The sequence below is a fragment of the Streptomyces griseobrunneus genome (assembly GCF_046713465.1).
Lineage (GTDB): Bacteria > Actinomycetota > Actinomycetes > Streptomycetales > Streptomycetaceae > Streptomyces > Streptomyces microflavus.
Genome location: NZ_CP177080.1, coordinates 805,331 through 831,785 on the forward strand (window position 1 = coordinate 805,331; position 26,455 = coordinate 831,785).

A 26,455-nucleotide genomic window follows, 5' to 3' on the forward strand; every position below is an offset into this window, starting at 1 on the left:
ACGTCGCAAGCGGCAAACGTAGGACGGTGCGAAGGCTGATCACAAGGGAATCGTGATAGTCGGTCACCCATGTGGGGTGTGTGGCCGGATTCCGCCCCTGGGTCCCCGGCAAGGCGTCTTCACCCGCCCCCTGCCCGACGGGCCGGAGGGAGCGGACAGTTGCCGATGGAGAGCGCTCTCCACAAGTGCTATAAAGGCGCTCATGACGGATGATCTGCGGTCGGCCGGAGCACCAACCCTGGAGGACGTGGCGCGGGCGGCCGGTGTCTCGCGCGCCACCGTCTCCCGGGTCATCAACGGCGTGCGCAACGTCGATCCGGCGATCCAGGAGGTCGTGCGGCAGGCGGTCTCGGTCACGGGCTACGCGCCGAACCGGGCGGCCCGCTCCCTGGTCACCCGGCGCGCCGACGCCGTGGCCCTGGTGGTGTCGGGGGCGGGCGTCGAGGCGGGGGCGGACCGGGAGGGCTCCGGCTCACGGCCCTCCGGGGACCAGGGCTCCTTCACCGCGCAGGTGTTCGCCGACCCGTTCTTCGGCCGGGTGGTCACCGGCGTCGTCAACTACCTGCGGCCGCGCGGGATGCATCCGGTACTGATGTTCGCGGAGACCTCGCGGGCCCGCGACGAGGTGGTGGCGTATCTGCGGCAGGGCAGCGCGGACGGGGCGCTCATCGTCTCCACGCACGCGGAGGACCCGCTGCCCGGCCTGCTCACGGAGGCGGGGCTCGCGGCGGTGCTCTTCGCGCGCCCCGCCCGGCCGGTCCCCATCAGCTATGTCGACCTCGCCCACCAGGACGGTGCCCGGCTGGCCGCGGAGCACCTGCTGGCCCGGGACTGCCGCCGGATCGCGACGATCAGCGGCCCGCTGGACGTGCCGGCGGGCCAGGCGCGGCTGGCCGGCTTCCGGGACACGATGGCGCGCCACGGGCACCCGTACACCCCCATCGCCGAGGGGCAGTTCACCCAGGAGAGCGGTGAGGCGGCGATGGAGCGGCTGCTCGCGGAGCATCCGGACCTGGACGGGGTCTTCGCCGCCAACGACCTGATGGCGATGGGCGCCTGCCACGTGCTGCGGGAGCACGGCCGCCGGGTGCCTCAGGACGTGGCGGTGGTCGGCTTCGACGACAGCAGCGCGGCGCTCGCGTGCCGGCCGCCCCTGACCACGGTCCGCCAGCCGGTGGAGGAGATGGCCGCCGAGATGACCCGCCTCCTCCTGGACCGGCTGGCCCGCCCCGACTCCCCCGCCACCTCGGTGATCTTCGAACCGGAGCTGGTGGTGCGGGGGTCTGCGTAGGGGCGGGCGCCGATGCAGGGGCAGGGCGTCGGTGTACGGGCAGGGCGTCGGTCCGCCCCGCCCTCAACTCGCCCTCGTACGGTGCCGGTTGCGCACCGCCTCCGTCGCCGTCCGGGAGGGCGCGCCGGTGCCTTCCGGCCGGGGGCCGGGGGCCGGGCGGCTGCCGCCGCGGGTCAGGAAGTCGGCCAGCGGGAGTGTGGCGGCGCCGACGGTGACCGCGTCCGGGCCGAGCCGGCCCATCTCGATGGTGGTGCGGGCCGCCGCGTGGCGCAGGGCGTACTCGTTCGCGTACCTGCGGATCTCGGGGAGCAGGTGGGGGCCGAGCAGCAGGCCCGCCCAGCCGCCGAGCAGGATGCGTTCGGGCAGGAAGAGGTTGACCAGGTCCGCGAGGGCCGCACCGAGGCATTCGGCGGTCTCGTCGAGGAGCGAGAGGGCGACCCGGTCCGGGGCCGGCCCGCCGGGCGGGGGGTAGGCGGCGGCGAGGAGTGCGGCGAGGGCGGTCTCGTCGTCGGCGTCCTCGGGGAGCGGGCCGCCCGCCTCGCGCCAGCGTTCGCGCAGGGCCTCCGCGCCCGCGTACGCCTCCAGGCAGCCGATGGAGCCGCAGCGGCACCGGCGGCCGCGCAGCTGGACGGTGGTGTGGCCCCATTCGAGGGCGAGGCTCGTGCGGTCCTCGGCGAGGATGTCACCGTGGTCGACGCAGGCACCCACGCCCGAGCCGATGAGGGCGATGGCGGCGGTGCCCGCGCCACGCCCGCCGCCGAACCACATCTCGGCCCGGCCGAGCGTCTTGGCGCCGTTGTCGATGAAGAGGGGCACCTCGGGCGGTACGTCGACGGCCTCGCGGAGCAGCTGCTCGAAGGGGACCGCGTGCCAGCCGATCGTCTGGCCGTGCACCACTGCGGTGCGCTTCCCGTCGGGGCCTTCCGGTCCTTCGCGCTCGATGATGCCGGGGACCCCGATGCCGATGCCGAGCAGCCGGTGCGGGTCGGCGCCCGCGTCGCGCAGGACGTCGGCGACGCCCGTACGGACGTGGGCGACGATGCGGTCGACGTCGTAACCGTGCTGGGCGAGCAGCCTTTCGGTCCGGGCCAGTTCGGTGAGCGAGAGGTCGAAGAGCTCGACGCGGACCCGGGTCTCCCCGATGTCGATGCCCACCAGCAGCCCGCCGTCCGGAGCGACCCGGAGCAGCGTGCGGGGGCGGCCGCCGTCGGAGTCGACGATGCCCGCCTCCTGGAGGAGCCCCTCGGCGGAGAGTTCCGCGACGACGTTGCTGATGGAACCCGAACTCAGCCCGGTGGCGGGTCCGAGCTCCTGACGGCTCAGCGGGCCGTCGAAATACAACCGTTGCAATACCCTCGCCCGATTGCCCCGCCGCAGGTCACGCACGGTCCGTCTGTTGCGCTCGGCCATGTTGCTCCTTCCCGTCCAGGAACATACCTGGTCCCAGACCTTGACGCGACCTTCTCTCACCTCTTAAATCACGGCATAAATTAAGTCATGGAGGCCGTTCGGTTCCCGAACGCAGCCATCCCCGGAAAGGGGCCACCTCACATGCGTCACGCCAGAGCCGCAAGCGCCATCACCCTCGCGATCGCCATCACCGCCGCCGCCACCGGATGCGGTGGCGGGTCGGCCGGTACGGGGAGCAACGAGTCCCCGAAGACACTCACCTACTGGGCATCCAACCAGGGCCCGAGCATCGAGGCCGACAAGGAGATCCTCACTCCCGAACTGAAGAAGTTCGAGAAGGAGACCGGGATCAAGGTGAAGCTGGAGGTCGTGCCGTGGGCCGACCTGCTGAACCGGATCCTCGCCGCCACCGCGTCCGGTCAGGGCCCGGACGTGCTGAACATCGGCAACACCTGGTCGGCGTCGCTCCAGGCGACCGGCGCGCTCCTGCCGTGGGACGAGGCGAACTTCGAGGCGATCGGCGGCCGGGACCGCTTCGTCGACTCGGCGGTCGCCTCGGCCGGCAAGGAGGGCGAGCCGCCCGCCGCCGTACCGCTGTACTCGCTGGCGTACGCCCTCTACTACAACAAGAAGATGTTCGCCGAGGCGGGCATCGACGGGCCTCCGGCGACCTGGGACGACCTCGTCGCGGCCGGCAAGAAGATATCCAAGGGCGACAAGTGGGGTCTGGGCGCCGAGGGCGGCAACCTCTCCAACAACATCCACCAGACCTTCGTCCTGGGCCAGCAGCACGGCGCCGACTTCTTCGACAAGGACGGCAAGGCGACCTTCACCTCGGACGGTGCCGTCGCCGCCGTGAAGCAGTACATCGACTTCATGGCCAAGGACAAGATCATCGCTCCGGGCAACGCGGAGTACGCCCAGAACCAGTCGCTGACCGACTTCGCCAAGGGCAGGACCGCGATGGTGCTGTGGCAGGCGGCCGCCTCCACCTTCGCCGCCCAGGGCATGAAGCCGGAGGACTGGGGCGCGGCCCCGGTGCCGGTCCCCGCGGGCGCGCCGGGCGCGGGCAAGCAGGTCAACTCCATGGTCGCGGGCATCAACATCGCGGTGTTCAAGAACACCAAGAACATCGACGGCGCGAAGAAGTTCGTGAAGTTCATGACCAGCGACGAGGAGCAGAAGCACCTCAACAAGACCTACGGGTCGATCCCGCCGGTCAAGGAGGCCCAGGCCGACGCGGCCTTCGGCGCTCCCGACCTCAAGGTCCTGCGCGACACCCTCTCCACCAGCGCCGCGCCGCTCCCCCAGGTCCCCAACGAGTCGCAGTTCGAGACGGCTGTCGGCACCGCGGTCAAGGAGCTGTGGGCGGACGCCGCCGCCGGACGTCCGGTGACGGAGGAGTCCGTCAAGGCACGCCTCGAAAAGGCCCAGCAGACGATGCAGCAGTGAGGCCCTGATCCATGACCGCCACCGTCACCAGCCCCGAGGCCGACAAGTCGGCCACCGGGGGTAAGAGCCGGGGCACCGGGGATGCGCACAGGAGACTGCCGCGCATCCCCGACCGGATCCGCCAAGGCGGACTGCCCTATCTTCTGCTCCTGCCCGCCGTCCTGCTGGAACTGCTCATCCACATCATCCCGATGATCATCGGGATAGTGATGAGCTTCCGTCAGCTCACACAGTTCTTCATCAACAACTGGGGTGCGGCGCCCTGGACCGGCCTCGACAACTACCGGATCGCCGTCGACTTCGACGCGCCGATCGGTGAGGCCCTGCTCCACTCCTTCTTCGTCACCTGCGTCTTCACGTTCTTCTCGGTCGGGTTCGCCTGGCTGCTCGGCACGGCCGCGGCGATCCTCCTCCAGGAGAGCTTCCGCGGCCGGGGCATCCTGCGGGCGATCTTCCTCGTGCCGTACGCCCTGCCGGTCTACGCCGCCGTCATCACCTGGGCGTTCATGTTCCAGCGGGACAACGGCCTGATCAACCACGTGCTGCACGACCAGCTCGGGATCACCGACGAGCCGTCGTTCTGGCTGATCGGCGACAACAGCATCTACACGCTGATCATCGTCTCGGTGTGGAAGGGCTGGCCGTTCGCCTTCCTCATGCTGATGGCGGGCCTTCAGAACATCCCGCGTGAACTGTACGAGGCCGCCTCGATCGACGGCGCCGGCATCTGGCAGCAGATCCGCCGGATCACCCTGCCCTCGCTGCGCCCGGTCAACCAGGTGCTGGTCCTCGTGCTCTTCCTCTGGACGTTCAACGACTTCAACACGCCGTACGTCCTGTTCGGGAAGTCGGCGCCGGAGAGCGCGGATCTCATCTCGATCCACATCTACCAGTCCTCGTTCGTCACCTGGAACTTCGGGACCGGTTCCGCGATGTCCGTCCTCCTGCTGCTCTTCCTGCTGGTCGTGACGGCCGTCTACCTGATCCTCACCTCGCGTGGAAGGAAGGGCGCCGATGTCTAGCCTCACGCGGACCTCCGGTCCCCGCCGGTCGCGTACCCGCTCCCCGATGGCCGCCCCGCAGTCCTTCCTGTGGACGCGGCGCATCGTCCTCACACTGCTCGCCGGCTTCGTCCTGCTGCCGGTCTACGTGATGGTCAGCAGCTCGCTGAAGCCGCTGCAGGACGTGTCGGGGAAGTTCCAGTGGATCCCCTCCACGCTGACGGTCCAGCCCTACTTCGACATCTGGGAGACCGTTCCGCTCGCCCGGTACTTCGTCAACTCGCTGATCGTCGCCCTCTCGGCGACGGTGCTCTCGGTGACGATCGCGGTGTTCGCAGCCTACGCGGTGAGCCGCTACTCGTTCCGGGGCAAGCGGGTCTTCACCGTCACGGTGCTCTCCACGCAGATGTTCCCGGGCATCCTCTTCCTGCTCCCGCTGTTCCTCATCTTCGTCAACATCGGCAGCTCCACCGGCGTCGCTCTGTACGGTTCACGCGGCGGCCTGATCCTCACCTATCTGACGTTCTCGCTGCCGTTCTCCATCTGGATGCTGATCGGGTACTTCGACTCCATCCCCAAGGACCTCGACGAGGCCGCCCTGGTGGACGGCTGCGGACCGGTCGGCGCCCTCTTCCGGGTCGTCGTGCCGGCCGCCGTGCCGGGCATCGTCGCCGTGTCCGTCTACTCGTTCATGACCGCCTGGGGAGAAGTCCTCTTCGCCTCCGTGATGACCAACGACGCCACCCGCACCCTCTCCGTCGGCCTCCAGGGGTACGCGACGCAGAACGACGTCTACTGGAACCAGGTCATGGCCGCCTCGCTCGTGGTGAGCGTGCCGATCGTCGCCGGGTTCCTGCTGCTGCAGCGCTATCTCGTCGCCGGACTCACCGCGGGGGCCGTCAAGTGACCCCCGCAGAAAGGCAGCACGTGACCGAGCTCAACGCCCTCCCCGCCGACTTCACCTGGGGCGTCGCCACCGCCGCGTACCAGATCGAGGGAGCCGTCACCGAGGACGGCCGCTCGCCCTCCATCTGGGACACGTTCTCGCACACCCCGGGGAAGACCGACAACGGCGACACCGGCGATGTGGCCTGCGACCACTACCACCGGGTCCCCGAGGACATCGGCCTGATCAAGCAGGTCGGCGCGGAGGCGTACCGGTTCTCCCTCGCCTGGCCGCGTGTCGTGCCGGACGGCGACGGACCGGTCAACAAGGCGGGCCTGGACTTCTACGACCGGCTGGTCGACGGGCTCCTGGAGGCCGGGGTCACCCCGTTCGCCACGCTCTACCACTGGGACCTGCCGCAGGTGCTCCAGGACCGGGGCGGCTGGACCGTGCGGGAGACCTCGGAGCACTTCGCCGCGTACGCCTCCCAGGTCGTCGAGCGCCTCGGCGACCGGGTCAAGGACTGGGCGACGCTCAACGAGCCGCTCTGCTCGGCGTGGATCGGGCACCTGGAGGGCCGGATGGCCCCCGGCCTCACCGACCTGACCGCCGCCGTACGCGCCTCCTACCACCTGCACCTGGGCCACGGCCTCGCCGTTCAGGCGATCCGCGCCGCCTCCCCGGACGCCCGGGTCGGCATCGTGAACAACCTCAGCCCGATCGAGCCGGCGAGCGCGAGCGAGGCCGACCTCGCCGCCGCCCGCCGCGCCGACGGGCACATCAACCGCTGGTGGCTCGACCCGGTCCTGGGGCGCGGCTACCCGCAGGACATGGTCGAGCTGTACGGAGTCGAACTCCCGGTCCGGCCGGGCGACCTGGAGACCATCGCCGCCCCGCTGGACTGGCTGGGGCTCAATTACTATTTCCGCCAGATCGTCACCGCGGACCCCTCCGGCCCGGCGCCGGGGTTCACCCAGGTGCCGGTGGCCGACGCGCGCCACACCCACATGGACTGGGAGGTGTACGCGGACGGGCTGGAGCAGTTGCTGCTGCGGCTGACCGAGAAGTACGGCGTGGAGCGCATCTACGTCACCGAGAACGGCTCGGCCTTCCAGGACACCGTCGCGGCGGACGGCTCCGTCCACGACCCGGAGCGCGTCCGGTACCTGGAGGAGCACCTCGCCGCCTGCGCCCGCGCGGTCGCCAAGGGGGCGCCGCTGGCGGGGTACTTCGCCTGGTCGCTGCTGGACAACTTCGAGTGGGCGTACGGCTACGACAAGCGGTTCGGCCTGGTGCACGTGGACTACCCGACCCAGCGCCGTACGGTCAAGACCAGCGGCCGCCGATACGCGGAGCTGGTCCGGGAGCACGCGGGGCGGCGGGCGGGGCCGGTCGCCTGAGTATCTCTTCCTTGCCTACAGGCTCCCGGCCGTCGTGGTTCGCCGCCACGGCCGGGAGCCTTTTCACGTGGTGGCGACGACCGGCTGCGCGGCGGCGGCCTTGAGGGCCACGAGGCCGGGCGCTGGAAGGGGCCCGCGGCACAAAGGGGAAGGCCGTGGCGGCCACGGATTTCCGTGGCCGCCACGGCCTGTCCCACCGCACCGGCAGCGGGGAGAGAACGGTGCGGCAGGTCTCGCCGTCCGGCAGGGTCAGCCGCGGTAGACGCCGAACTCGTAGAGCGAGTTGCCCCACGGGGTGCCGCGCTCGCCGGTGTTCACCCGGACGTAGCGGCCGCTTCCGGCCACCTCGATGTCGTCGATGCCGCCGTTGCCCGCGGTCTCGGTGTGGACGGTGGTCCAGCCCTGGCCGCTCGTAGAGGTCTGGACGGTGTAGCCCTTGGCGTAGGCGGCCTCCCAGGCCAGCTGCACGTGGTCGAAGGAGGTGGTGGAGCCCAGGTCGACCTGGATCCACTGCTGGTCGGCCCACTCACTGGCCCAGCGGGTGTCGAAGGACCCGTCGACGGCGTCGGCCGCCGGGCAGGGGCAGCCGGTGCTGTCCGCCTGGTGGGTCGAGGCCGTGGCCGTCCTGCCGAGCGCCAGGTTGACCCCCTCGACCTGCGGCGGCACCACCTTGAAGGACTTGGTCTCGATGCCGACGTTGCCCTGGCCGTCGGTCGACTTGAGGTAGACCTTCCAGACGCCGAGCCGGTCCGGTGCGGTCACGTCGAAGGTGCCGTCCCCGCGGTCGGTGAACGCCGCTTCCGTCAGGCTGCCTTTCTCGTCGGGGTACTTGGAGCTGAACAGCACCTGGTGGGTGAGCGCGTCGCCGTCCGGGTCGGTGACGGAGGCGCTGACCCGGAACGTCCGGCCGGCCGGAACGGCGGAGGCGTTGTCGACGTCGAATCCGCTGATGACGGGCGTGGTGTTGTCACCGGAGGTGGAGGCGCCGAACGCTTCCTATACCGCGTAGTACGAGAGCCTCTTCTGGCCCGCGGGGAGGAGGTTGAACCAGACGCCCCCGAAGTCGAACTCGGTGCCGTAGTGGAAGAGCGTCGCCCCGAGCGAGACCCCCGGGTGGCCGTCGACGCAGTCCCAGGCGCTCTTGTATCCGGCGGCCTTCGCCGCGTCGGTGGGCTCCTCCGGTACGCCGTTGGCGTCGTCCGGCACCTCCCACTCGCCGGCGGGCCCGCCCTCGGTGACGATGTAGGGCTTGTCGTAGCCGCCGTTCTCCCAGGCGGAGCGGATGTCGCAGACCCCGTCGTAGGAGTTCACCGCGTACAGGTCCAGGTCGGGCGCGTTCTTCTTGTAGTACGGCCGGGCCCCGGTCCAGGCGTCGGTCGAGGTGACCGGGTGGTTCGGGTCGACGTCGTGGATCTTCTTGGCGATCTCGTTGACGAACGTGGTGTACGCGTCACGCTGTTGCTCCAGGGCCTCGCCGCTGTAGCAGTTCTGCAGCCCGAGCACCGACTCGTTGCCGACGTTCCACATGAGGACGCCCTCATGGTCCTTGTACGTCTCCACCCACCGGGGGAACTCGGCGAGCATGTCGTTCTTGTAGGCGGTGTCCGTCAGGTAGTTCACGCAGCCGCCACTGCCGGGGCCACCGCCGGGCTGCAGCCAGAACCCGGCGATCACCTTGATGCCGTTGGCCGCCGCGGTGTCCAGGAGGGGCTTCGTGGTGGCGTCGGTGCCCCACGTACGGATCGTGTTGACGCCCATCGACTTCACATCGGGCATGTACTGCCCGGCGTCCGCGACGGACGGACCCCAGGTCAGTCCCTTCACGGTGTACGGCGAACCGTCCACGGTCAGCTGCCAGCCGCCCTGGGAGCCGGTCACCTTGACGACGCTGCCGGCAGCGTGGGCGGCGGGCACCGGGAGGGCGGCCACGGCGCCGGCCAGGAGAGCGGCGGCGGCAAGGCGGGCGGTGGCCGGCGCCGTATACGGGGCGAACGGCGGAGAGGGGGGAGGTTGTTCATGGGGGGAGGACTCCTCACAGAAGTGCAGGGGGGAAGGAGATGGGGGCAGAGGGAGGGGTCGGGAACCGGTCGGGGCCGGGCGCGGGAGAGCGCTCTCCCCCATAGGCAGGGTGCACCCATGCGGGAGAGCGCCTACGGGTCGGTCAGGGCAGCTCGTAGTTCTCGTCCAGAGCGGCACCCCGGCCCGGGTTGTTCTCGTCGTAACCACGGGCGTTGCACTGGAGACCACCGACGACGCAGTGGCCGACCAGGGCGTTCAGCGTGGCGTCGTCCCAGGCGTTGAAGAAGTCGTAGTGGAAGGAGTGGCCGGTCCCGCTGGCCAGTCTCACCTGCGACATGTCTCCGTTGACCGGCCACGCCATCTTGAACTCGATCATCGGCAGGGCGACCGGGTGACTCGTCGGGCAGACGTCCTGGTTGGCCCCCATCACGATCGGATAGGCCATGTGGGCCTTGTGATCAGGGGTGTCCAGGTACTTCCCGTCCCAGCAACTGGGCGCCTGCATACGGAGGTTGAGCTGCGTGTCCCGGCTGGTGGGGCAGGTCGCCGGGATGTCGTAGTTGTGGAAGCTCTCGCCGCACTCGTACCCCTCGACCGAGCCGGGGTGGTCGCGGAACTCCTCCTTGGTCTGGGTCGGACTGCCGACGACGAACCGCAGCCCCTTCGGGAAGGGCCGGACCGTGCGGTAGTCGGTGACTCCGGCCTTGTAGTAGATGACCTGGGGTCCGATCGGGCGGATCTCCTCGTTCCCGTTGAAGAGGGTGGGCATCCAGTACGCGGAGCGGTCACCCGGCGCCACGCAAGCCGTCCCGCCCGCACCGAGCGAGGCGGTCGTGCTGCTCGCGTTCGTGGTCCTGTTCCCCATGAACGTGTGGTCGTGCGAGGCGCCCGCCCGGCCCGGGTAGACGATCGGGTCGTCCGGGGCCGTATGGGTGACCGAACAGTTCGCCTGGAACTCGTGGAAGTAGCGGTGCGGGGGTATCTCCTGGGACGGTTCCACACCGGTGACCGGCGGGTTCGCCGGGATGTACCCGTCGCCGTCGGGGTCGTCGCCGAAGGCCACGGGCTTGGCCGCCGCCATCGTGTGCCCCTTCATGACGTGGGACGCCGCAGCGGGCGGACCGGCCGCGGAGCTGGGGGCGGTGGCCCCGGCGTTGGTGATCGCGGTCAGCCCCATGGCCACCAGGGCCAGGGCGGTCGCCACGATCAGTGCGGACACCAGGGTCGTTCTGCTGAATCTTGCCGTCATGCGGACCTCCATGCCGCTCTGCATCCATGCACATCGGGTGCACGGTGGGGGGAGAGTTGAGCTGGGCGGTGCAGCCGGGAAGAGGCGCCGCCCCCTTGGGTCCACGAGGCGGGAAATCCGCCGGAGACTGAGTGGGAGAGCGCTCTCCAAGGCGGTGTCAGTGTTGCGCCGAGGCTGAGAGGGTGTCAATAGCTTGTGAACGATGCGCTGCGCAAAGGGCGTTGGGGCGGCGGGCGGATGGCGGCGGCGGGTGCCGAATCGCCCGGGAAGCGGCCGGGCGGCCGGCACACGGAAGCGGCCCCGCCCGTGGGCGGGGCCGCTCATGGATCTGTCGCACTCACCGTCGGGAGCCGGGCGGCCGGCTCCCGGCGGATCACGCGGTGTGCAGCCTCAGCCCGTACCGGTTGAGGATCTCGTTGATCGGCTGGTACCAGGTCTCACCGCCGCTGGTGCAGTTGCCCCAGCCGCCCGAGGTCACACCCTGGGCCTGGTCGCCGCTGATGAACGAGCCGCCGGAGTCGCCGCCCTGGGCGCAGACGCTGGTCTTGGTCATCTGGTGCACGGCACCCTGGCTGTAGTTGACGGTCTCGTTCTTGGCGAGGACGCGGCCGCAGTGCCAGCGCGTGGTGGAGCCGGACCGGCAGATCGAGGCGCCGATCGGGGCCTCGTTCGAACCGCGGACCAGCTGGTCCGGGACGGTGCCCCAGCCGAGGACGACCGGGACGGTCCACCAGCCGCTGCCGACGTTCACCCAGGCGTAGTCGTCACCGGGGAAGGACGAGCCCTGGAAGTTGCCGATGTAGGAGTTGTCCCAGCCCCGGACCTGCTGACCGGTGCCCCCGCAGTGCCCGGCGGTGACGAAGCCGCCGTGGACCGAGAAGCCGATCGAGCAGCGGACGTTGCCGGTGTAGTACGGGTCGCCGCCGACCGTGCCCGCGGCGAAGGTCTGCGGGGCCTCGGCCGTCCGCTCCACCGTGACGGGCCCGGCCTTGCTCGCCTTGGCCACGAAGGCGCGGACATCGTTGTCACCCTGCTCGGAGGCGACGACGTTCACGACGACGCGGCTGGTCGCGGGGTCGACGCGCCAACTGGCCACACCGTCCGGCGCGCTCAGGGCGTCGATGCGCTTCATGGTGGCATCGAGCTGGGCCGCCGAGTGCTCGACGATCCGGGTCTGCGCGCCGGTGGCCCGTACGGCACCGGCCTTGCCGGCGTCCGCGATCGCCACGGTCAGCTCACCGGTCGCCGGGTCGAGCCAGGACCCGCCGTAGGCGGAGCCCGCGGCGCGCTGGGCCTTCGGCTCCAGGGCCGTCGCCGCCTTCTCCTCGGCCAGCCGCGTGCGGGCCTGCCCCTCGGTCAGGCCGAGGTCGCGCTGCATGGCGGAGAGCAGGGCCGCGGAGGCGGGGAGTTCCGCGACGGAGTCGGTGGGGGCGGCGGAGGCGGTCGTCGGGCCGACGGCGGTCCAGGCCCCGAGGACCAGGAGCGCGGACAGACCGGTCCGCAGAACGGTTGCGTGTCTCAAGGGAGTGACCCTTCCTGTTGTTCCAGCGACGTGGGGGTGGAACGGGAGGCATCCGGGAGCGCATCCGGAACGAGTCTTTGAGAGCGCTCTCATGCGCCGTCCCGGACTGTAGCGGAGTTCGATGGGCAGGTCCATGCCAATGACGCGAGGTGGCCCGGAGGAGCTGTACGGAGGCCGTCCCGCACGGGCGGCGGAGGCGCCCCGCACCCCGGTTTGAGCAGGCGTACCCATCCGGCCCGCGCGGGCCGGTCCTACTGTCACAGGAACACAGGGCAGCACCACCCGGAGGAGCAGATCATGGCCGGATCACGCCGCAGGCCGTGGAGAGCCGCCGTCACCTGCGTACTGACGGGTTCGCTGGTCGCGCTCCTCGGCGCCTGCGGGGTGGTCACCACCAAGGAGGACCGCCGGGCGGCGGAGGAACTGGCCGGCAAACACTTCCCCGGGCAGATCGAGGCGATCGGCGCACGCACGCTCTTCCCGGGTACGGGAGGCTCCGAGGTCACCTTCGCGGTGGCCGACGACCGGGACGCCGTGGTCCGGCTGCCCATCGACGCGGACAAGGGCACCTGCGACCGCAAGGACTGCGCCCGGGCGCTGACGGAGGCGGTGGCGCGCGGGCGGTCGGACGCGGCCGCGTTCCGCACCCTGCGGGACGCGTTCGACGCGTGCGGCTACGAGGTCATCGCCATCGGCCCCACCGGCAGGCCGCCGTACGTGGTGGCCGAACTCACCAATGCCACCGTGGAGCGGGTCCTCGCCGACATCGGAGGCTGCGTCCAGCGCTGGGTCACGGCGAGCGGAGCCGACAGCCCGCTCGCGCAGACGAAGGCCTCGTACGTGAACGTGGTCTCCCCCGCCGTCGCCGGGAAGCGCAGCCGGGGCAAGGACTCCTGGCCCACCATGATGCGCCTGACCCGCAGCGACCTGCTCGGCTCGCTGACCAAGCACGCCTACTACTCGGCCAGTTACGACATCGCGGACGGGCAGGTCGACACGGCGGGCAGCGCCCGGGCGGTCCGCCCGTTCAAGGAGAGCCAGGCGTTCGGAAAGACGGTCCAGGACGCCGTACGGGAGGAGCTGCGAGCCACCTACCCGAACGTGGTCATGAGCACCTACCAGTGGGTGTGGCGGCTGGAGCCGGGCCGGATCGACCGCCAGGCCGGCTATCTGCTCTTCTGCCCCGAGCCGGGCGAGCGGGGGCGCTGCGACAACAGCGACGACGCGGTCCTGGTGACCGCGGACGAGCGCGGCAACCCGGTGGGGAAGATCCGCGTCGTGCACGACGTACGCGAGGGCACGGGGGCTCTGCGGCTGCCGCCTTACCAGGTGCACCGCCTTACCAGGTGCACCTAGTACCGCAGGGCTGGTGGTTCAGCGATCACCGGCCGGCGCGTCACTCGTACCGGTACTTCAGCGGTTCCGCTTCCGTCCGCTCGATGTCGGCGATCGCCAGCTCCGGCATCCGCAGCTGGGCCAGCGTCACCTCGGCCGAGGTCGGCTGGGCGTCGGCCGGCAGCCACTGCTCCGGCTTCCAGGCCCCGCTGCGCAGCAGCGACTTGGGGCAGTGCGGGTAGACCTCCTCGATCCCCAGCACCAGCGCACTGGCCGGCGGCTTGCCCACGGCGGTCAGCTGCGACAGCAGCTCCGGGCGGGTGGAGACGCAGGCCCGGCCGTTCACCCTGAGCGTCGTGGTGCGCCCCGGGATGACGAACAGCAGCCCGGCCCGTCCGGTGGCGACCAGGACCGGCGACGAGCAGACGATCAACCGCCGTGTCTCATCGGTTAGTTCGTCCATCTGCTTGCGCAATGCCGTGGCCTTGGGAAGCTCGTAGGCCCGGCGCAGCGCCTTCTGGTCGGTCAGGGCGTCGAGGCGGAGCGAGTCGAAGGCACTGTCGGCAAGGGTTGATGTCGTGCCTCGACCTAAATGGGCCGACCTGCGCCTGATACGGCGCTCGCCTCCGCCCGCGGACCTGCTGCCGCAGCTCTGACCGGGCCGGAAACCCCTGGCCGTCGCGGCGGCGGAGCCACGCGCGGTTCCAGGAGCGACGCGCTTGACCCTCACGTGGCGTGATGCCGCACAGTTCGTGCCATGGAGGAGCAACTGACCGTGGGGCGCGTGGCCGAGCTGGCCGACGTGAGCGTCCGCACGCTGCATCACTACGACGACATCGGCCTCGTGCGGCCGTCCGCGCGGACCTCGGCCGGGTACCGGGCGTACTCGGCGGGCGACGTGGAGCGGCTCCGGGAGGTGCTCGCCTACCGGCGGCTGGGCTTCGGACTGCGCGAGATCGCGAATCTGGTCGACGACCCGGCCACCGACGCGGTCGCGCACCTGCGCCGGCTGCGCGGCCTGCTGCTGGACCAGCGCGACAGCGCCGGCGCCATGGTGCGCGCCATCGACAGGGAACTGGAGGCACGGGCCATGGGGATCAGGACAGCACCGGAGGTGCAACTCAAAGTGTTCGGAGCTCAGTTGTACGAAGCCATCGGGTCGGCCTACCCGGCGACGCGGCGCACCGAGCCACGGATCGCCGCGAAGGTCTGGGAGGCGCTCGGGGATGCGCGGACGGTACTGAACGTGGGGGCCGGCACCGGCTCCTACGAGCCCCCGGACCGTGAGGTCACGGCGGTGGAGCCGTCGGCGGTCATGCGGGCGCAGCGTCCTGCGGGGGCGGCCCCGTGCGTGGCCGCCGCTGCGGAGAGCCTCCCGTTCGAGGACCGGTCCTTCGACGCCGCGATGGCCTTCAGCACCGTGCACCACTGGCAGGACCCGATCGCGGGCCTGCGCGAGATGCGGCGCGTGGCCCGCAGCGTGGTGGTGTTCACCTACGACGCCAGTACGACCGGGTGGCTGGAGCGGTTCTGGCTCACGCGCGACTACCTGCCGGAATTCGCCGGCCTGCTGGTCGACCGGCCGTCGCTGGCCGACATGACCCGCGCGATCGGGGGCAGCGCCGAGCCGGTGCTCATCCCGTGGGACTGCGCCGACGGCTTCTTCGAGGCGCACTGGCGCCGGCCCGAGGCGTACCTGGACGAAGAGGTGCGCCGCGCGGTGTCCGTATGGACCAGAGTCGGGCCGGAGGCCGAGCAGCGGGCCGTGGACAGGCTCCGCGACGACCTGTCCTCGGGCCGGTGGGCCGAGCGCAATCGCGACCTGGTCGCCCTCGATACGGCGGAGCTCGGCCTCCGCCTGCTCGTGGCCTGAACCGTCGTACGCGAGAAGGCCGGGGGTGCGGTCAGGGTGCAAGCAGAGGCAGCCCGGCCGCACGCCACAGGTCGCGGAAGCCGTCGGTCGTCCGGGCCTCTTCGCCGGCCGTACGCCAGACCCGCACCGCCGCCCCTCCTGCGCCGCCGCCCAGAGGGGCCCAGCCCGGTTCACCGTGGGCGGCGAACGCGGCCCAGGCTCCCGCCATGCGGTGCGACAGTTCGTGGTCGGCGGGACCGGGCGGGCCGCCGGTGAGGAAGTGGACGCTCTCGTCGTGGAGGTTCCCGAAGGCGAAGGGGATGTCCGCGCAGTGCCAGGCCCGCACCCGCCGGCCGGGCCCGCCGCGCCGGCGGTCGAAGCGGGAGAGGAAGGTCCGGCCGCCTGCGCGGGCGTGGGCCTCGGCGAGCCTGCTGCTGTATTCGGCGAAGAGGAGGTCTCCGTACAGGGCGAGGTAGGCGTCGAGCACCCGCGCGTCCGGCAGCCGGCTGCGGTAGCCGTCGACGAGGTGCGGCGGCAGGCCGAAGTCCCCCGCGAACGTGGCGAGTTGCTGTTCAGTGGTGATCTTGGCGCTGCTGCCCACGGCGTCCAGGAGCCAGTACTCCTCCGTCGTGTGGCAGACCAGCAGCTCCACCTCCGCGCCCCTTCCTGCGGCCAGCGCCTCCAGCGGGTCGGAGGGCACGAGGTCCCCGTCGGCGACCGGACCGTAGATAGCCGGATCGTAGTGGCGCTGCCCGGAGCGGGGGTCCTGCCGGTAGCGGTCGACGACGTGGTCCGATGCGGTCACCAGCGCCTGCGGTGAGGCGGCGAGCAGCCCCGCCCGGGTGGCGGGCACTCCGGCCGCCGCCGCGACCTCGGCGGTGGTGCGGGCCGCCCGGCCGGGCGTGGCGCAGGCGTTGACGGCGCTGTGCAGGACGGCCCGGTGCAGCAGCCCGCGCGCCCGGTCGCTCACCATCAGGCAGGCCACGGAGGTGGCCCCGGAGGACTGCCCGGCCACGGTGACCCGGTCGGGTGAGCCACCGAAGGCGGCGATGTTGTCCCGTACCCATTCCAGGGCGGCGATCTGGTCGAGCAGTCCCCGGTTGCCGGGGCGGGCGGGCCCCTCGCCGTCGGCGGGGACATGGCCGAACCCCTCGAAGCCCAGGCGGTAGTTGAGCGTGACGACGACGAGTTCCCGGGTGGCGAGCGCGGTGCCGTCGAAGTCGGGCTGGGCGGAGGAGCCGAAGACGTACGCACCGCCGTGGATCCAGACGAGTACGGGCAGGCCCCCGGGCCCGTCCGCCGGTGCCCAGATGTTCAGCGTGAGGATGTCCTCGTCGCCGGGCGACCAGGCCGGGGAGCCGGGCAGTTCGGCGGACTGGGGTGCTACGGGGCCGAACGCGGTGCACTCCCGTACGCCGTCCCAGGGCTGCGCCGGACGCGGCTCCCGGAACCGGTCGGCGCCGAACGGCGGGGCGGCGTAAGGGAGTCCGAGTACGGCGACGATCCCCGGGTCGCGCTCGGAGCGCCGGCCCCGGACCCGCCCCGCCCTCGTGGTGAACACGTCCACGGCTGCCGCTCCCCCGCCCTGCTCCGCCCACCCGGCGTTCGGGCGTGCGGTCAGCAGCATGTCAGCAGGCCCGTCCCTCGCACCAACTCCTTTTCGCAGGTGAGCGAGGGGGTCGGGTGCCCCGGCCGGCTACTGGCCGATCAGTTCGCGCACGGTGGCCATGTCGCTGAACGGCAGCATCTCGTCGCCCACGATCTGGTGGGGCTCGCTGCCCTTGCCCGCGATGAGCACGATGTCGGCCGGTCCCGCCGAGGCGAGGGCGGAGGCGATGGCCCGACGGCGGTCGGTGAACCGTTCGAACGGTGTCCCGGTCGCCGCGATGCCCGGCGCGATCTGGTCGAGGATCGCCTCGGGGTCCTCGTGGCGGGGGTTGTCCGAGGTGAGGACGCACAGGTCGGAGTGGGTGCCCGCGATGGTGCCCATCTCGGCGCGCTTGGTGGTGTCGCGGTCGCCGCCGCAGCCGAAGACCGTGATGACCCGGCCCTTGGCGAAGCCCCGGACCGTGGTCAGGACCTTGTTGAGGGAGTCCGGCGAGTGGGCGTAGTCCACGATCACCGAGGTGCCCTCAGGGGTGTGGAGGCGCTCGAAGCGGCCCGGGATCTGCGGCATGCGCTCCAGCGCGTGGACGAGCCCGGCCAGGCTGTGGCCGAGCAGATGGCACGCGGCCAGCGTCGCCAGGGCGTTGGAGACCGAGAACCGGCCCGGGGAGGGGATCGCCGCCGGGTACTTCCGGCCGTCGTGGTGCAGGGTGAACCGGGTCCCCGAGGCATCCACCTCAAGATCGGTCGCACGGTAGTCCGCCGGGCCGTCGAGCGCGTACGTCGTCACCGCGTCGGGCATCAGCTCCCGGATGCCGGCGCCGACCGGGTCGTCCGCGTTGATGACCGCGCGCCGGCACAGCCCCTGGAAGAGGCGGAGTTTGGCGTCCCGGTAGTTCTCCATGGTGCCGTGGTCGTCGAGGTGGTCCTGCGACAGGTTGGTGAAGACACCCACGTCGATGAAGGTCCGGTCCAGACGGTGGGTCAGCAGGCCCATCGAGGTGGCCTCCAGGACGACGCTGCCGGCCGAGCTGTCGCGCATGCGGCTCAGCAGATACTGCAGATCGGGCGACTCGGGGGTGGAGAGCGCCGAGGGCGGCATCGGGATCGGTTCGTCCCCGACGCGGCTCCCCGCGGTGCCGATCACCCCGACCCGGGCGCCCTCGGCGAGCCGCAGCACCGACTCGACCATGTACGAGACGGAGGTCTTGCCGTTGGTCCCGGTGATCGCGATCAGGTCCATCGCACGCCCCGGCTCACCGAAGTAGCGCGAGGCGATGACGGCCGCGGCCTTGCGGGCGTCCGGCACCCGGATCGCGCACACGTCGCCCGCCGCCGCGGGGAGCGGTGGTGCCAGGGCGTCGACGACGACGGCTGCCGCGCCGCGGGCCACGGCCGGGGCGACGGCGTCCGGACCACCGGCTGCGTGGCCGGGCACCGCGACGAAGAGGGAGCCGGGGGTGACCCGGTCCGCGTCGAACGTCGTGCCGGCGGTGATCCGCGTGCGCTCGGGGTTTCCCTGCAGCACGTGGTGGTCCTGCCCGGCCAGTAGGTCGCTCAGCTTCACGATGGTCCCTTCGAGTGCGGCTCGGCCCGTCTCTGCGGCCGTCGCCGGGCAGCGGCACGGGCGGTGCGCCGAGTGCCGTGTGATGCGTGATGCGTGATGCGTGATGCGTGATGCGATCAGTCGTATGTGACGTGATCAGTCGTGCGTGGTGCGATCAGTCGTGGGTGACGTGATCAGTCGTGCGTGGTACCGGGGAGCCGGTGGCGGATCGCGGATCCGGTTTTCGCGCGCGCCGCAGGCGACGGCTCCCTCCGGCGCGGAGAGGCCGGAGTCGTTCGTGGGAGGGGGCGGCGGGCCGGGCGTCAGCCCGGTCCCGCGAACGCCGAAGATCGCTAGCCGTGGCCGTGCAGCGCGGTACGGCCCGTTCCGGGCGCCGCGTCCGTGGGTGCGGGTGCGGCGGTGGCGGCCGCGAGCGGGGGCAGCACGGAGGCGGCCCGGTGCGGGCACTTCCTCAGTTCGGCGCTACGACCCATGAGCCGAGTGTACGTCCGGCCCGGCGTGCCCCGGCCCGCTCGGGACGGGCCGGGGCAGGTCCGGGCACGTCAGGGCCGTCGGCGGGGGTGCGGGCGCTCCGTACCGCTGCTGACCCTGGTGGGGTACGGAGTGCCCGCCGCCGCTGCTGCTGGTCCTTGGGGGGGGCAGCTGCTCGCCGCCGGACGAACGCGGTCCGTGCGTCAGGGGAGGCACCGCTGTCCGCGGGCCGGGTGGACGGTACGCAGACCCTGTGTTCCGGCTCCCCGCCCCCGTACGGCAGGGGCCACGACCTCCGTACGGACCCGGCCGGCGCGCCACGGCCCGGCCCCGCGATCCGATCTTCCCTTTGCGGCCGGAGCGGGACCGGAGTGGAATTGCGTACAGGGGACAGTGGTTCTCCCGAGGAAAGGACGCGCCATGAGCGACACCGACTGGGGGGACGACGTCTACCAGCCCCAGGAGCAGGAGGCTTCCGATCCCGATGAACAGCTCGGCGCCGAGGACACCCTGCTGGACCCCTCCGGCACCGGCGATCCCCTCGACGAGGGCTACTCGCCGCCCGACCGGCCCTGGGTGGTCGAGGGGCTCGGCACCACGGCTGCCGAAAGCCTCACGGGTGAGTCGCTCGACGCCCGGCTGACCAGGGAGCTGCCCGAGACACCCGGGTTCACCGGCGACGGCGTGGGCGACCTGGCGGGCGGGGACGGCGAGCTCTGGGACGGCAAGGTCGGCATCACCCGTGCCGGGCGGCTGACCCAGCAGGCGGACGGCAGTGTCCCGGCCACGCTCACCGCCAGCGATGTGGGCATCGACGGCGCCGCGGCATCGGCCGAGGAAGCCGCCATGCATGTGATCCCCGAGGACGGGGACGACGAGACCCTTCTGGACGGTTCGCTCCCCGACGGCGCGCTCGTAGACGGCTCTCCGGCCGGCGACGGCCCCGGCAAAGTCCCCGGCGAAGGCACCGCCAAAGGCCCCGGCAAAGGCGAATGAGGCCCGTCACCCGGACCCGACCGCCGGCGCGTGAGCACGCATCTCAAGCGCGGTAGCAGGCATGTGAACACCGCCGTCCCCCGCCCCGTACCCCCTCACCCAACGCCCCCGGAATCACAGGAGCACACAGATGAGCGGCACTGCTCAGATCGGCGTCACCGGCCTCGCGGTGATGGGCCGCAACCTGGCCCGGAACTTCGCGCGCAACGGCTTCACCGTCGCCGTGCACAACCGCACGACCTCGCGGACCGACGCCCTGGTGAAGGAGTTCGGCGAGGAGGGCACCTTCGTCGCCGCGCACACCCCCGAGGAGTTCGTCGCCGCTCTGGAGCGGCCCAGGCGCCTGGTGATCATGGTGAAGGCCGGAGATCCGACGGATGCGGTGATCCAGGAGTTCGTGCCGCTGCTTGAGGACGGCGACGTCATCATCGACGGCGGCAACGCACATTTCGAGGACACCCGCCGCCGGGAGAAGGAGCTGCGCGAGCGCGGGATCCACTTCGTCGGGGCGGGCATCTCCGGCGGCGAGGAGGGGGCACTCCACGGGCCGAGCATCATGCCGGGCGGCTCCGCCGAGTCCTACGCGTCGCTGGGTCCGATGCTGGAGAAGATCGCCGCGCAGGCGAAGGACGGCAGCCCCTGCACCGCGCACATCGGCCCCGACGGGGCCGGGCACTTCGTGAAGATGGTCCACAACGGCATCGAGTACGCGGACATGCAGCTGATCGCCGAGGCGTACGACCTGCTGCGCAGGGTCGCCGGGTACTCCCCCGCGCAGATCGCCGACACCTTCCGGAGCTGGAACACCGGGCGGCTGGACTCGTACCTCATCGAGATCACCGCGGAGGTCCTCGCCCATACGGACGCGGCCACCGGAAACCCGTTCGTCGACATCGTGCAGGACCGTGCGGAGCAGAAGGGCACCGGGCGCTGGACGGTACAGATCGCGCTCGACCTGGGCGTTCCGGTCTCCGGGATCGCCGAGGCGGTCTTCGCGCGCTCGCTCTCCGGCCACGTGGACCTGCGCGAGGCGTCGCGGGAGCTGCCGGGCCCGGTGGCGAAGCCGCTGGAGGGGGCGGAGGCCTCGGCGTTCGCGGACCGGGTCGAGCAGGCCCTGTACGCGTCGAAGATCGTCTCGTACACGCAGGGCTTCCACCAGATCCGGGCCGGCAGCGAGGCGTACGACTGGGACATCGACCTCGGTTCCGTTGCGGCGATCTGGCGTGCGGGCTGCATCATCCGGGCGGCGTTCCTGGACCGTATCCGGGCCGCCTACGACTCCCGGCCGGAGCTGGTGAGCCTGCTGTCGGACGAGGAGTTCGGGCGGGAGATCGGGGAGGCTCAGGGCGACTGGCGCGCGGTGGTGGCGGAGGCGGCGCGCCAGGGCGTGCCGACGCCCGGTTTCGCCGCCGCGCTGTCCTACTACGACGGGTTGCGCGCGGACCGGCTGCCGGCGGCGCTCACGCAGGGGCAGCGGGACTTCTTCGGGGCGCACACCTACCGGCGTACGGACCGGGAGGGGTCGTTCCACACACTCTGGGGCGGGGACCGGTCCGAGGTCGGGGCGGGCTGAGGCGCCCGCACCCGGGGTGGCCCGGCCGGGCCACCCCGGGTGCGGGCGTCCACGGGACGTGGCTTAGTGGGCTGCGAGCCCTGTACGCGATCCCCCGATTCCTGGAGTGTGCGCGCATCATGCCCGACGCCGTCCCCGATCCCGTCGCGGTCCAGCCCGTCGTGGCTCCGCTGACCAATGCGGCGCTCTTCCTCGTCGGCACGATCGAGCCGGGCGGCGAGGACGCTGTACGGGAGGTGCTGCCGGACCTGGCGGCCGTGGCGCGCTCCCTGGGATTTCGCTACCCGGACGCCGGTCTCGCCTGTGTGACGGGGTTCGGCTCCGCCGCCTGGGACCGCCTGTTCGGCGGGGAGCGCCCGGCCCACCTCCACCCGTTCCCCGAGCTGCGCGGCCGGCTCCACCACGCCCCGGCGACCCCGGGCGATGTGCTGCTGCACATCCGGGCCGAGCGGATGGACGTCTGTTACGAGTGGGCGGCGCAGCTGCTCACCAAGCTCGGCGGGGCGCTGCGCATCGTCGACGAGACGCACGGCTTCCGCTATCTCGACCACCGGGACCTGCTCGGTTTCGTGGACGGTACGGAGAACCCGGTGGGCGACGACGCCCGCTCGGCGGCGCTCGTCGGCGCGGAGGACCCGGAGTTCGAGGGCGGCAGCTATGTCGTCGTACAGAAGTACCTGCACGACCTGACCTCCTGGAACGCGCTCTCCGTGGAGGAGCAGGAACGCGTCATCGGCCGTACCAAGTTCGACGACGTGGAGTTCCCCGACGACGAGAAGCCCGCGGACTCGCACCTCGCGCTCAACACGATCACCGACCCCGACGGCACCGAACGCGACATCCTGCGGGCGAACATGCCGTTCGGGAACTTCGGGCAGGGCGAGTTCGGCACCTACTTCATCGGTTACGCGGCCGACCCCGACGTCAGCGAACGCATGCTCCGCAACATGTTCCTCGGTGACCCGCCCGGTACGCACGACCGCATCCTCGACTTCTCCACGGCGGTCACCGGCACCCTCTTCTTCGCCCCCCACGCCGACTTCCTCGACGCCCCGCCGCCCGCGCCCGCCCTGATCCGCGCCGGGGACCGGCCGGAACCGGTGCCCGCACCGGTCCGGCAGGAGCCCGTCCCGGCCGGGTCGGACCACGGTTCGCTGCGCATCGGCAGCCTGCAAGAAAGCGCCCAGTGATGAACAATCTGCACCGCGAACTCGCACCGGTCACCCCCGCCGCCTGGGACGAGATCGAGGAGGAGGCCCGGCGTACCTTCCGACGCCATGTCGCGGGCCGCCGTGTCGTCGACGTCTCCGATCCCGACGGTCCGACGCTGTCGGCGGTCGGTGACGGCCACCTGCGCGACATCGATCCGCCCACCCCGGACGTGGTGGCGCGGGCGCGTACGTCGATGCCGGTCATCGAGTGGCGGGTGCCGTTCACGGTGACCCGGCAGGCCGTGGACGACGTGGAGCGCGGCTCCTCCGACAGCGACTGGCAGCCCGTCAAGGACGCGGCGCGCACCTGCGCGTACGCGGAGGACATGGCGGTCATCGACGGGTACGCGGCGGCCGGGATAACCGGTCTGCGGGACGGTTCCTCGCACGACCCGCTGCCGCTGCCCGCCGATGCGCGGGACTACCCGGTGGCGGTCAGCCAGGCGGTGACGCGGCTGCGGCTGGCCGGTGTCGACGGACCGTACCGGCTGCTGCTCGGCGCCGACGCGTTCACCGAGGCCGCCGAGACTTCCGACCACGGGTATCCGGTCAAGACCCATCTGAGCCGTATCGTGGACGACGAGATCCTGTGGGCGCCCGCGGTCAAGGGCGGGGTGCTGCTCTCCACCCGGGGCGGCGACTTCGAACTCTGCCTGGGCCAGGACCTGTCGATCGGCTACGCGGACCACGACGCCACCAGCGTCCATCTCTATTTCCAGCAGGCGTTCACCTTCCGGATGCTGACGCCGGAGGCGGTGGTCGGGCTCATCGCCTGAGAGGCGGCCGTTCCAGAGTTATCCGCCGAAGACCTGTGGGGGCAGCCATCACCGACTCCGGCCGTACGACCCAGACACCTTCCGCACCCTCTGCCCTCCCTGCGCCCTCTGCTCCTCCCGGGCCCGTCGGACGGCCCGCCGTCCGTTTCGACGCGGCCGTCCGGGCGGCCGTCGGGCAGGGGCTGCTGAGCGAGTCCCGCCCGGTGGCCGGGTTCGTCGACACGGACGGGGTCCGCTCGTCCGTCGCCGCGCTGCGGGAGGCGTTCGCCCACAGCCCCGGGGTGCTGCACACCTTCGCGGCCAAGGCCTCCTCCCTCATCCCTGTCCTGCGGCTGCTCGCCGGCTGCGGAATGGGGTGTGAGGTGGCGAGCCCGGGTGAGCTGCGGCTCGCCGTCGAGGCCGGCTTCGCGCCGGGGACGATCGTGCTGGACTCCCCCGCGAAGACCCGTGAGGAGATCCGGCTGGCGCTGGCCCTCGGGGTGGCCGTCAACGCCGACAGCATCGACGAACTCCGCCGTATCGACGCGCTGCGGAACCGGGACTCGGCCTCCGTCCTCGGGCTGCGGGTCAATCCTCAGGTGGGCGGCGGCGCGATCGGGCCGATGAGCACGGCGACGGACACCTCGAAGTTCGGGGTTGCGCTGCGCGACCCGGGTGCCCGAGAGGCGGTCGTACGGGCCTTCGAAGCCCGCCCGTGGCTCACCCGCCTGCACGCCCATGTCGGTTCCCAAGGCTGCCCGTTGGAGCTGATCGCGGCGGGCGTGGCGGACACGTACGAGCTGGCCGAGGAGATCAACGAACGCCTCGGCATCCGGCAGGTCACCAGCCTGGACATCGGCGGCGGGCTGCCGGTCAACTTCACCGGCGACACCGTGCACCCCACCTACGCCTCCTACGTGGACGCGCTGACGGCGGCCGCCCCCGGGCTCTTCTCCGGGCGGTACGCGCTGGTCACCGAGTTCGGCCGGTCGCTGCTCGCGAAGAACGGCTTCATCGGGGCCCGGGTGGAGTACACGAAGGACGCGGGCGGCCGCCGGATCGCGCTCACCCACGCGGGGGCGCAGACCGCCACCCGTACCGTCTTCATGCCCGGCTCCTGGCCCCTGCGGGTCGGGGCGTTCACCGCGGACGGCTCACCGAAGCCGGGCCCGGCGCTGGCGCAGGACATCGCGGGGCCCTGCTGCTTCGCGGGCGATGTGGTGGCGCACGGCCGGGAGCTGCCGGAGCTGGCCGAGGGTGACTTCGTCGTGCTGTACGACACGGGGGCGTACTACTTCTCCACCCCGTGGGCGTACAACAGCCTGCCGCGCCCCGCGGTGTACGGCTTCCGTTCCTCGGCGCCGGACGGCGAGGTGCGGTTCGCGACGGTACGGGAGGCGCAGACGATGGACGCGATCGCCGCGGAGAGCGGCCTGGCGCACGCGGACGCGCTGACGGGGCTGGGCTGAGCCCGGGTCCGTTTCGTACGGCCCGAGCGGCGCGGGTTCCGCTTCGTACGGCCCGAGCGGCGCGGGAGCGGCTTTCGCCACCGGCCCCCGCGCACAGCGCTACTACGACCCGGCGGGCTCGGGCTGCGGCTCCGGATCCGGCACGGGGTCCGGGCCGGGAGCCGGGGGCTGCGGGATCGGGTCCGGAGCCGGCCCGGGAGGCACCGGGGCGGGGCCCGGCGGCACCGGCGGCGGGCTCGGCACGGGGGTAGGCGGACCCGGCACGGGCGGAGGCGTCGGCGACGGCGGTACGGGGTCGGGGTACGGGTGGGTCATTTCGATCCTCCACAACGACAGGAAACGGACAGATGGAGCTTTCCTCCACCGTCTCCCGGTGCGGCTGCCCCCGCCTGCCGAGTCCACACGTACGCACGCCTCGGCGCTCATCCGCAACGACGCCGGGCAGTACCTCATGCACCTGCGCGACCACCTGCCGGGCCTGATCTGGGAACCGGGAGCACGGTCGCTCCTGGGCGGCGGCCGCGAACCGCAGGACCGTTCGCTGGAGGAGACGGTACGGCGGGAACTGCGGGAGGAGGCAGGCCTCGACATGCCCGTACTGGAGCCGTACGCCGTCGAGAACGCGACGGGCATGGACGGCACGACGGTCCCGGTGGCGGTCCACTCCGGCCGCTGGAACGGAGACCCCGCGGAGCTCACGCTGACGGAGGGGGTGATGCTGCACTGGTTCGCCCCGGAGGACCTCCCCCGCCTGCGGATGAGCCGCTCGACTCTCGACCTGGTCCTCCGCCACGCGGCCGACGCGGAACCCGCTCCACCGACGACGACACGTAAGACAAACAGCACGACCGTCCCCCACATCATCGGCGTCCACCTCTACCTGGAGGACGCCGACGGCCGGGTGCTCCTCGGCCTGCGCAACCCGGAGTCCGCCTACGCCGGAGGGATGCACCATTTCCTGGCCGGGCACTGCGAGCGGGAGTCGGCCGTCGCCTGCCTGGTACGGGAGGCGGCGGAGGAGGCCGGTCTGGTGATCGACCCGGCCGATGTGGAGTTCACCCACGCCGTCCATCTCACCGACACCCCGCAGGCGCAGCCACGGCTGCAGCTCGTCTTCCGGGCCCGCCACTGGCGGGGCACCCCCGAGGTCCTGGAGCCGGACCGGTGCGTCAGCTGGGACTGGTGGCACCCCGACGACCTCCCGGAACCGATCGTCCCGTACGCCCGCGCGGCCATCGGGTCCATCCGCGCGGGGGTGCCGTACAGCGAACTGGGGTGGGAGTGAGGCCGTGCCGTCCGGCCGCAGATCGTGATCACCCCGGACGCCCATGGCGGTATGGCCGGCTGAGGCACAGCAGAACGGCGGGCTCCCGGGAACCATCCGGGCGCCC

General features: G+C 71.6%; 20 protein-coding genes and 1 pseudogene. 13 read left to right on the plus strand and 8 right to left on the minus strand.

Annotated elements, in window-relative coordinates; genetic code table 11:
- The first annotated feature begins 202 nt into the window (after window positions 1-202).
- A complete protein-coding gene (locus ACK8N7_RS03865; protein ID WP_403210761.1) occupies window positions 203-1,291 on the plus strand; it encodes a LacI family DNA-binding transcriptional regulator in 1,089 nt (362 codons plus the stop codon).
- 63 nt (window positions 1,292-1,354) lie between these two features.
- On the opposite strand, the gene ACK8N7_RS03870 is transcribed toward ACK8N7_RS03865, so the two are convergent.
- Entirely contained in the window at window positions 1,355-2,701 is a 1,347-nt protein-coding gene (locus ACK8N7_RS03870) for an ROK family transcriptional regulator (RefSeq protein ID WP_403210759.1), read from the minus strand.
- A gap of 141 nt (window positions 2,702-2,842) precedes the next feature.
- Here ACK8N7_RS03870 and ACK8N7_RS03875 point away from each other — a divergent pair, with 141 nt between their 5' ends.
- From ACK8N7_RS03875 to ACK8N7_RS03890, 4 genes are read left to right on the plus strand one after another with little or no spacing between them, the layout of a single operon-like run.
- On the plus strand, window positions 2,843-4,153 hold the full coding sequence (locus tag ACK8N7_RS03875) for an ABC transporter substrate-binding protein (protein ID WP_403210757.1): 1,311 nt from the start codon (window positions 2,843-2,845) through the stop codon (window positions 4,151-4,153).
- Window positions 4,154-4,164: 11 nt separating this feature from the next.
- Window positions 4,165-5,175 carry a carbohydrate ABC transporter permease gene (locus tag ACK8N7_RS03880; protein ID WP_500440940.1) on the plus strand — a complete coding sequence of 337 codons (1,011 nt, stop codon included), beginning with the start codon at window positions 4,165-4,167 and terminating at the stop codon, window positions 5,173-5,175.
- On the plus strand, window positions 5,168-6,061 hold the full coding sequence (locus ACK8N7_RS03885) for a carbohydrate ABC transporter permease (protein WP_358369863.1): 894 nt from the start codon (window positions 5,168-5,170) through the stop codon (window positions 6,059-6,061). The genes ACK8N7_RS03880 and ACK8N7_RS03885 overlap by 8 nt, the downstream gene beginning before the upstream one ends.
- Before the next feature lie 20 nt (window positions 6,062-6,081).
- Complete coding sequence (locus ACK8N7_RS03890; protein WP_500440942.1) at window positions 6,082-7,440, plus strand: GH1 family beta-glucosidase; 1,359 nt, start codon at window positions 6,082-6,084, stop codon at window positions 7,438-7,440.
- Between the two features lie 249 nt (window positions 7,441-7,689).
- On the opposite strand, the pseudogene ACK8N7_RS03895 reads toward ACK8N7_RS03890, so the two are convergent.
- The 3 genes and pseudogenes from ACK8N7_RS03895 to ACK8N7_RS03905 form a co-directional block, all read right to left on the minus strand.
- Window positions 7,690-9,458 (minus strand): annotated as a pseudogene (locus tag ACK8N7_RS03895) (galactose-binding domain-containing protein).
- A gap of 143 nt (window positions 9,459-9,601) precedes the next feature.
- On the minus strand, window positions 9,602-10,708 hold the full coding sequence (locus tag ACK8N7_RS03900) for a DUF1996 domain-containing protein (protein WP_403210751.1): 1,107 nt from the start codon (window positions 10,706-10,708) through the stop codon (window positions 9,602-9,604).
- 373 nt (window positions 10,709-11,081) lie between these two features.
- Window positions 11,082-12,230, minus strand: coding sequence for a S1 family peptidase (locus tag ACK8N7_RS03905; protein ID WP_500440944.1), 1,149 nt, complete (start codon window positions 12,228-12,230; stop codon window positions 11,082-11,084).
- A 297-nt stretch (window positions 12,231-12,527) separates the two neighbouring features.
- Here ACK8N7_RS03905 and ACK8N7_RS03910 point away from each other — a divergent pair, with 297 nt between their 5' ends.
- Entirely contained in the window at window positions 12,528-13,586 is a 1,059-nt protein-coding gene (locus tag ACK8N7_RS03910; protein WP_500440946.1) for an SCO7460 family lipoprotein, read from the plus strand.
- 40 nt (window positions 13,587-13,626) lie between these two features.
- Here ACK8N7_RS03910 and ACK8N7_RS03915 read toward each other — a convergent pair whose 3' ends face one another.
- A complete protein-coding gene (locus tag ACK8N7_RS03915) occupies window positions 13,627-14,178 on the minus strand; it encodes a PNPOx family protein (RefSeq protein ID WP_500445680.1) in 552 nt (183 codons plus the stop codon).
- A 144-nt stretch (window positions 14,179-14,322) separates the two neighbouring features.
- Between ACK8N7_RS03915 and ACK8N7_RS03920 the strand changes: the two genes are divergently transcribed.
- Window positions 14,323-15,438, plus strand: a complete 1,116-nt coding sequence (locus ACK8N7_RS03920; protein ID WP_500440948.1) for a MerR family transcriptional regulator — start codon at window positions 14,323-14,325, stop codon at window positions 15,436-15,438.
- 31 nt (window positions 15,439-15,469) lie between these two features.
- Here the strand turns inward: ACK8N7_RS03920 and ACK8N7_RS03925 are convergent, their stop codons facing one another.
- From ACK8N7_RS03925 to ACK8N7_RS03935, 3 genes are all read right to left on the minus strand, one after another.
- Window positions 15,470-16,984 carry a carboxylesterase/lipase family protein gene (locus ACK8N7_RS03925; protein ID WP_500445682.1) on the minus strand — a complete coding sequence of 505 codons (1,515 nt, stop codon included), beginning with the start codon at window positions 16,982-16,984 and terminating at the stop codon, window positions 15,470-15,472.
- Window positions 16,985-17,113: 129 nt separating this feature from the next.
- On the minus strand, window positions 17,114-18,589 hold the full coding sequence (locus tag ACK8N7_RS03930) for a UDP-N-acetylmuramoyl-L-alanyl-D-glutamate--2,6-diaminopimelate ligase (RefSeq protein ID WP_403210743.1): 1,476 nt from the start codon (window positions 18,587-18,589) through the stop codon (window positions 17,114-17,116).
- A 332-nt stretch (window positions 18,590-18,921) separates the two neighbouring features.
- The gene (locus ACK8N7_RS03935; protein ID WP_403210741.1) at window positions 18,922-19,062 is read right to left on the minus strand and encodes a hypothetical protein; all 141 of its coding nucleotides are present in this window, start codon (window positions 19,060-19,062) and stop codon (window positions 18,922-18,924) included.
- Window positions 19,063-19,480: 418 nt separating this feature from the next.
- On the opposite strand from ACK8N7_RS03935, the gene ACK8N7_RS03940 reads away from it, so the two are divergent.
- From ACK8N7_RS03940 to ACK8N7_RS03965, 6 genes are all read left to right on the plus strand, one after another.
- Entirely contained in the window at window positions 19,481-20,056 is a 576-nt protein-coding gene (locus tag ACK8N7_RS03940; protein WP_403210739.1) for a DUF5709 domain-containing protein, read from the plus strand.
- A 130-nt stretch (window positions 20,057-20,186) separates the two neighbouring features.
- Window positions 20,187-21,629 carry an NADP-dependent phosphogluconate dehydrogenase gene (gnd, locus tag ACK8N7_RS03945; RefSeq protein ID WP_403210737.1) on the plus strand — a complete coding sequence of 481 codons (1,443 nt, stop codon included), beginning with the start codon at window positions 20,187-20,189 and terminating at the stop codon, window positions 21,627-21,629.
- A 119-nt stretch (window positions 21,630-21,748) separates the two neighbouring features.
- Window positions 21,749-22,819, plus strand: coding sequence for a Dyp-type peroxidase (locus tag ACK8N7_RS03950; protein WP_403210735.1), 1,071 nt, complete (start codon window positions 21,749-21,751; stop codon window positions 22,817-22,819).
- Window positions 22,819-23,616: a family 1 encapsulin nanocompartment shell protein gene (locus tag ACK8N7_RS03955; RefSeq protein WP_500440951.1), complete on the plus strand. Its 798-nt coding sequence runs from the start codon at window positions 22,819-22,821 to the stop codon at window positions 23,614-23,616. Before ACK8N7_RS03950 ends, ACK8N7_RS03955 begins: the two co-directional genes overlap by 1 nt.
- Window positions 23,617-23,651: 35 nt before the next feature.
- A complete protein-coding gene (locus ACK8N7_RS03960) occupies window positions 23,652-25,064 on the plus strand; it encodes a type III PLP-dependent enzyme domain-containing protein (RefSeq protein ID WP_403210731.1) in 1,413 nt (470 codons plus the stop codon).
- A gap of 373 nt (window positions 25,065-25,437) precedes the next feature.
- Window positions 25,438-26,349, plus strand: coding sequence for an NUDIX hydrolase (locus ACK8N7_RS03965; protein WP_500440953.1), 912 nt, complete (start codon window positions 25,438-25,440; stop codon window positions 26,347-26,349).
- Window positions 26,350-26,455: the final 106 nt, after the last annotated feature.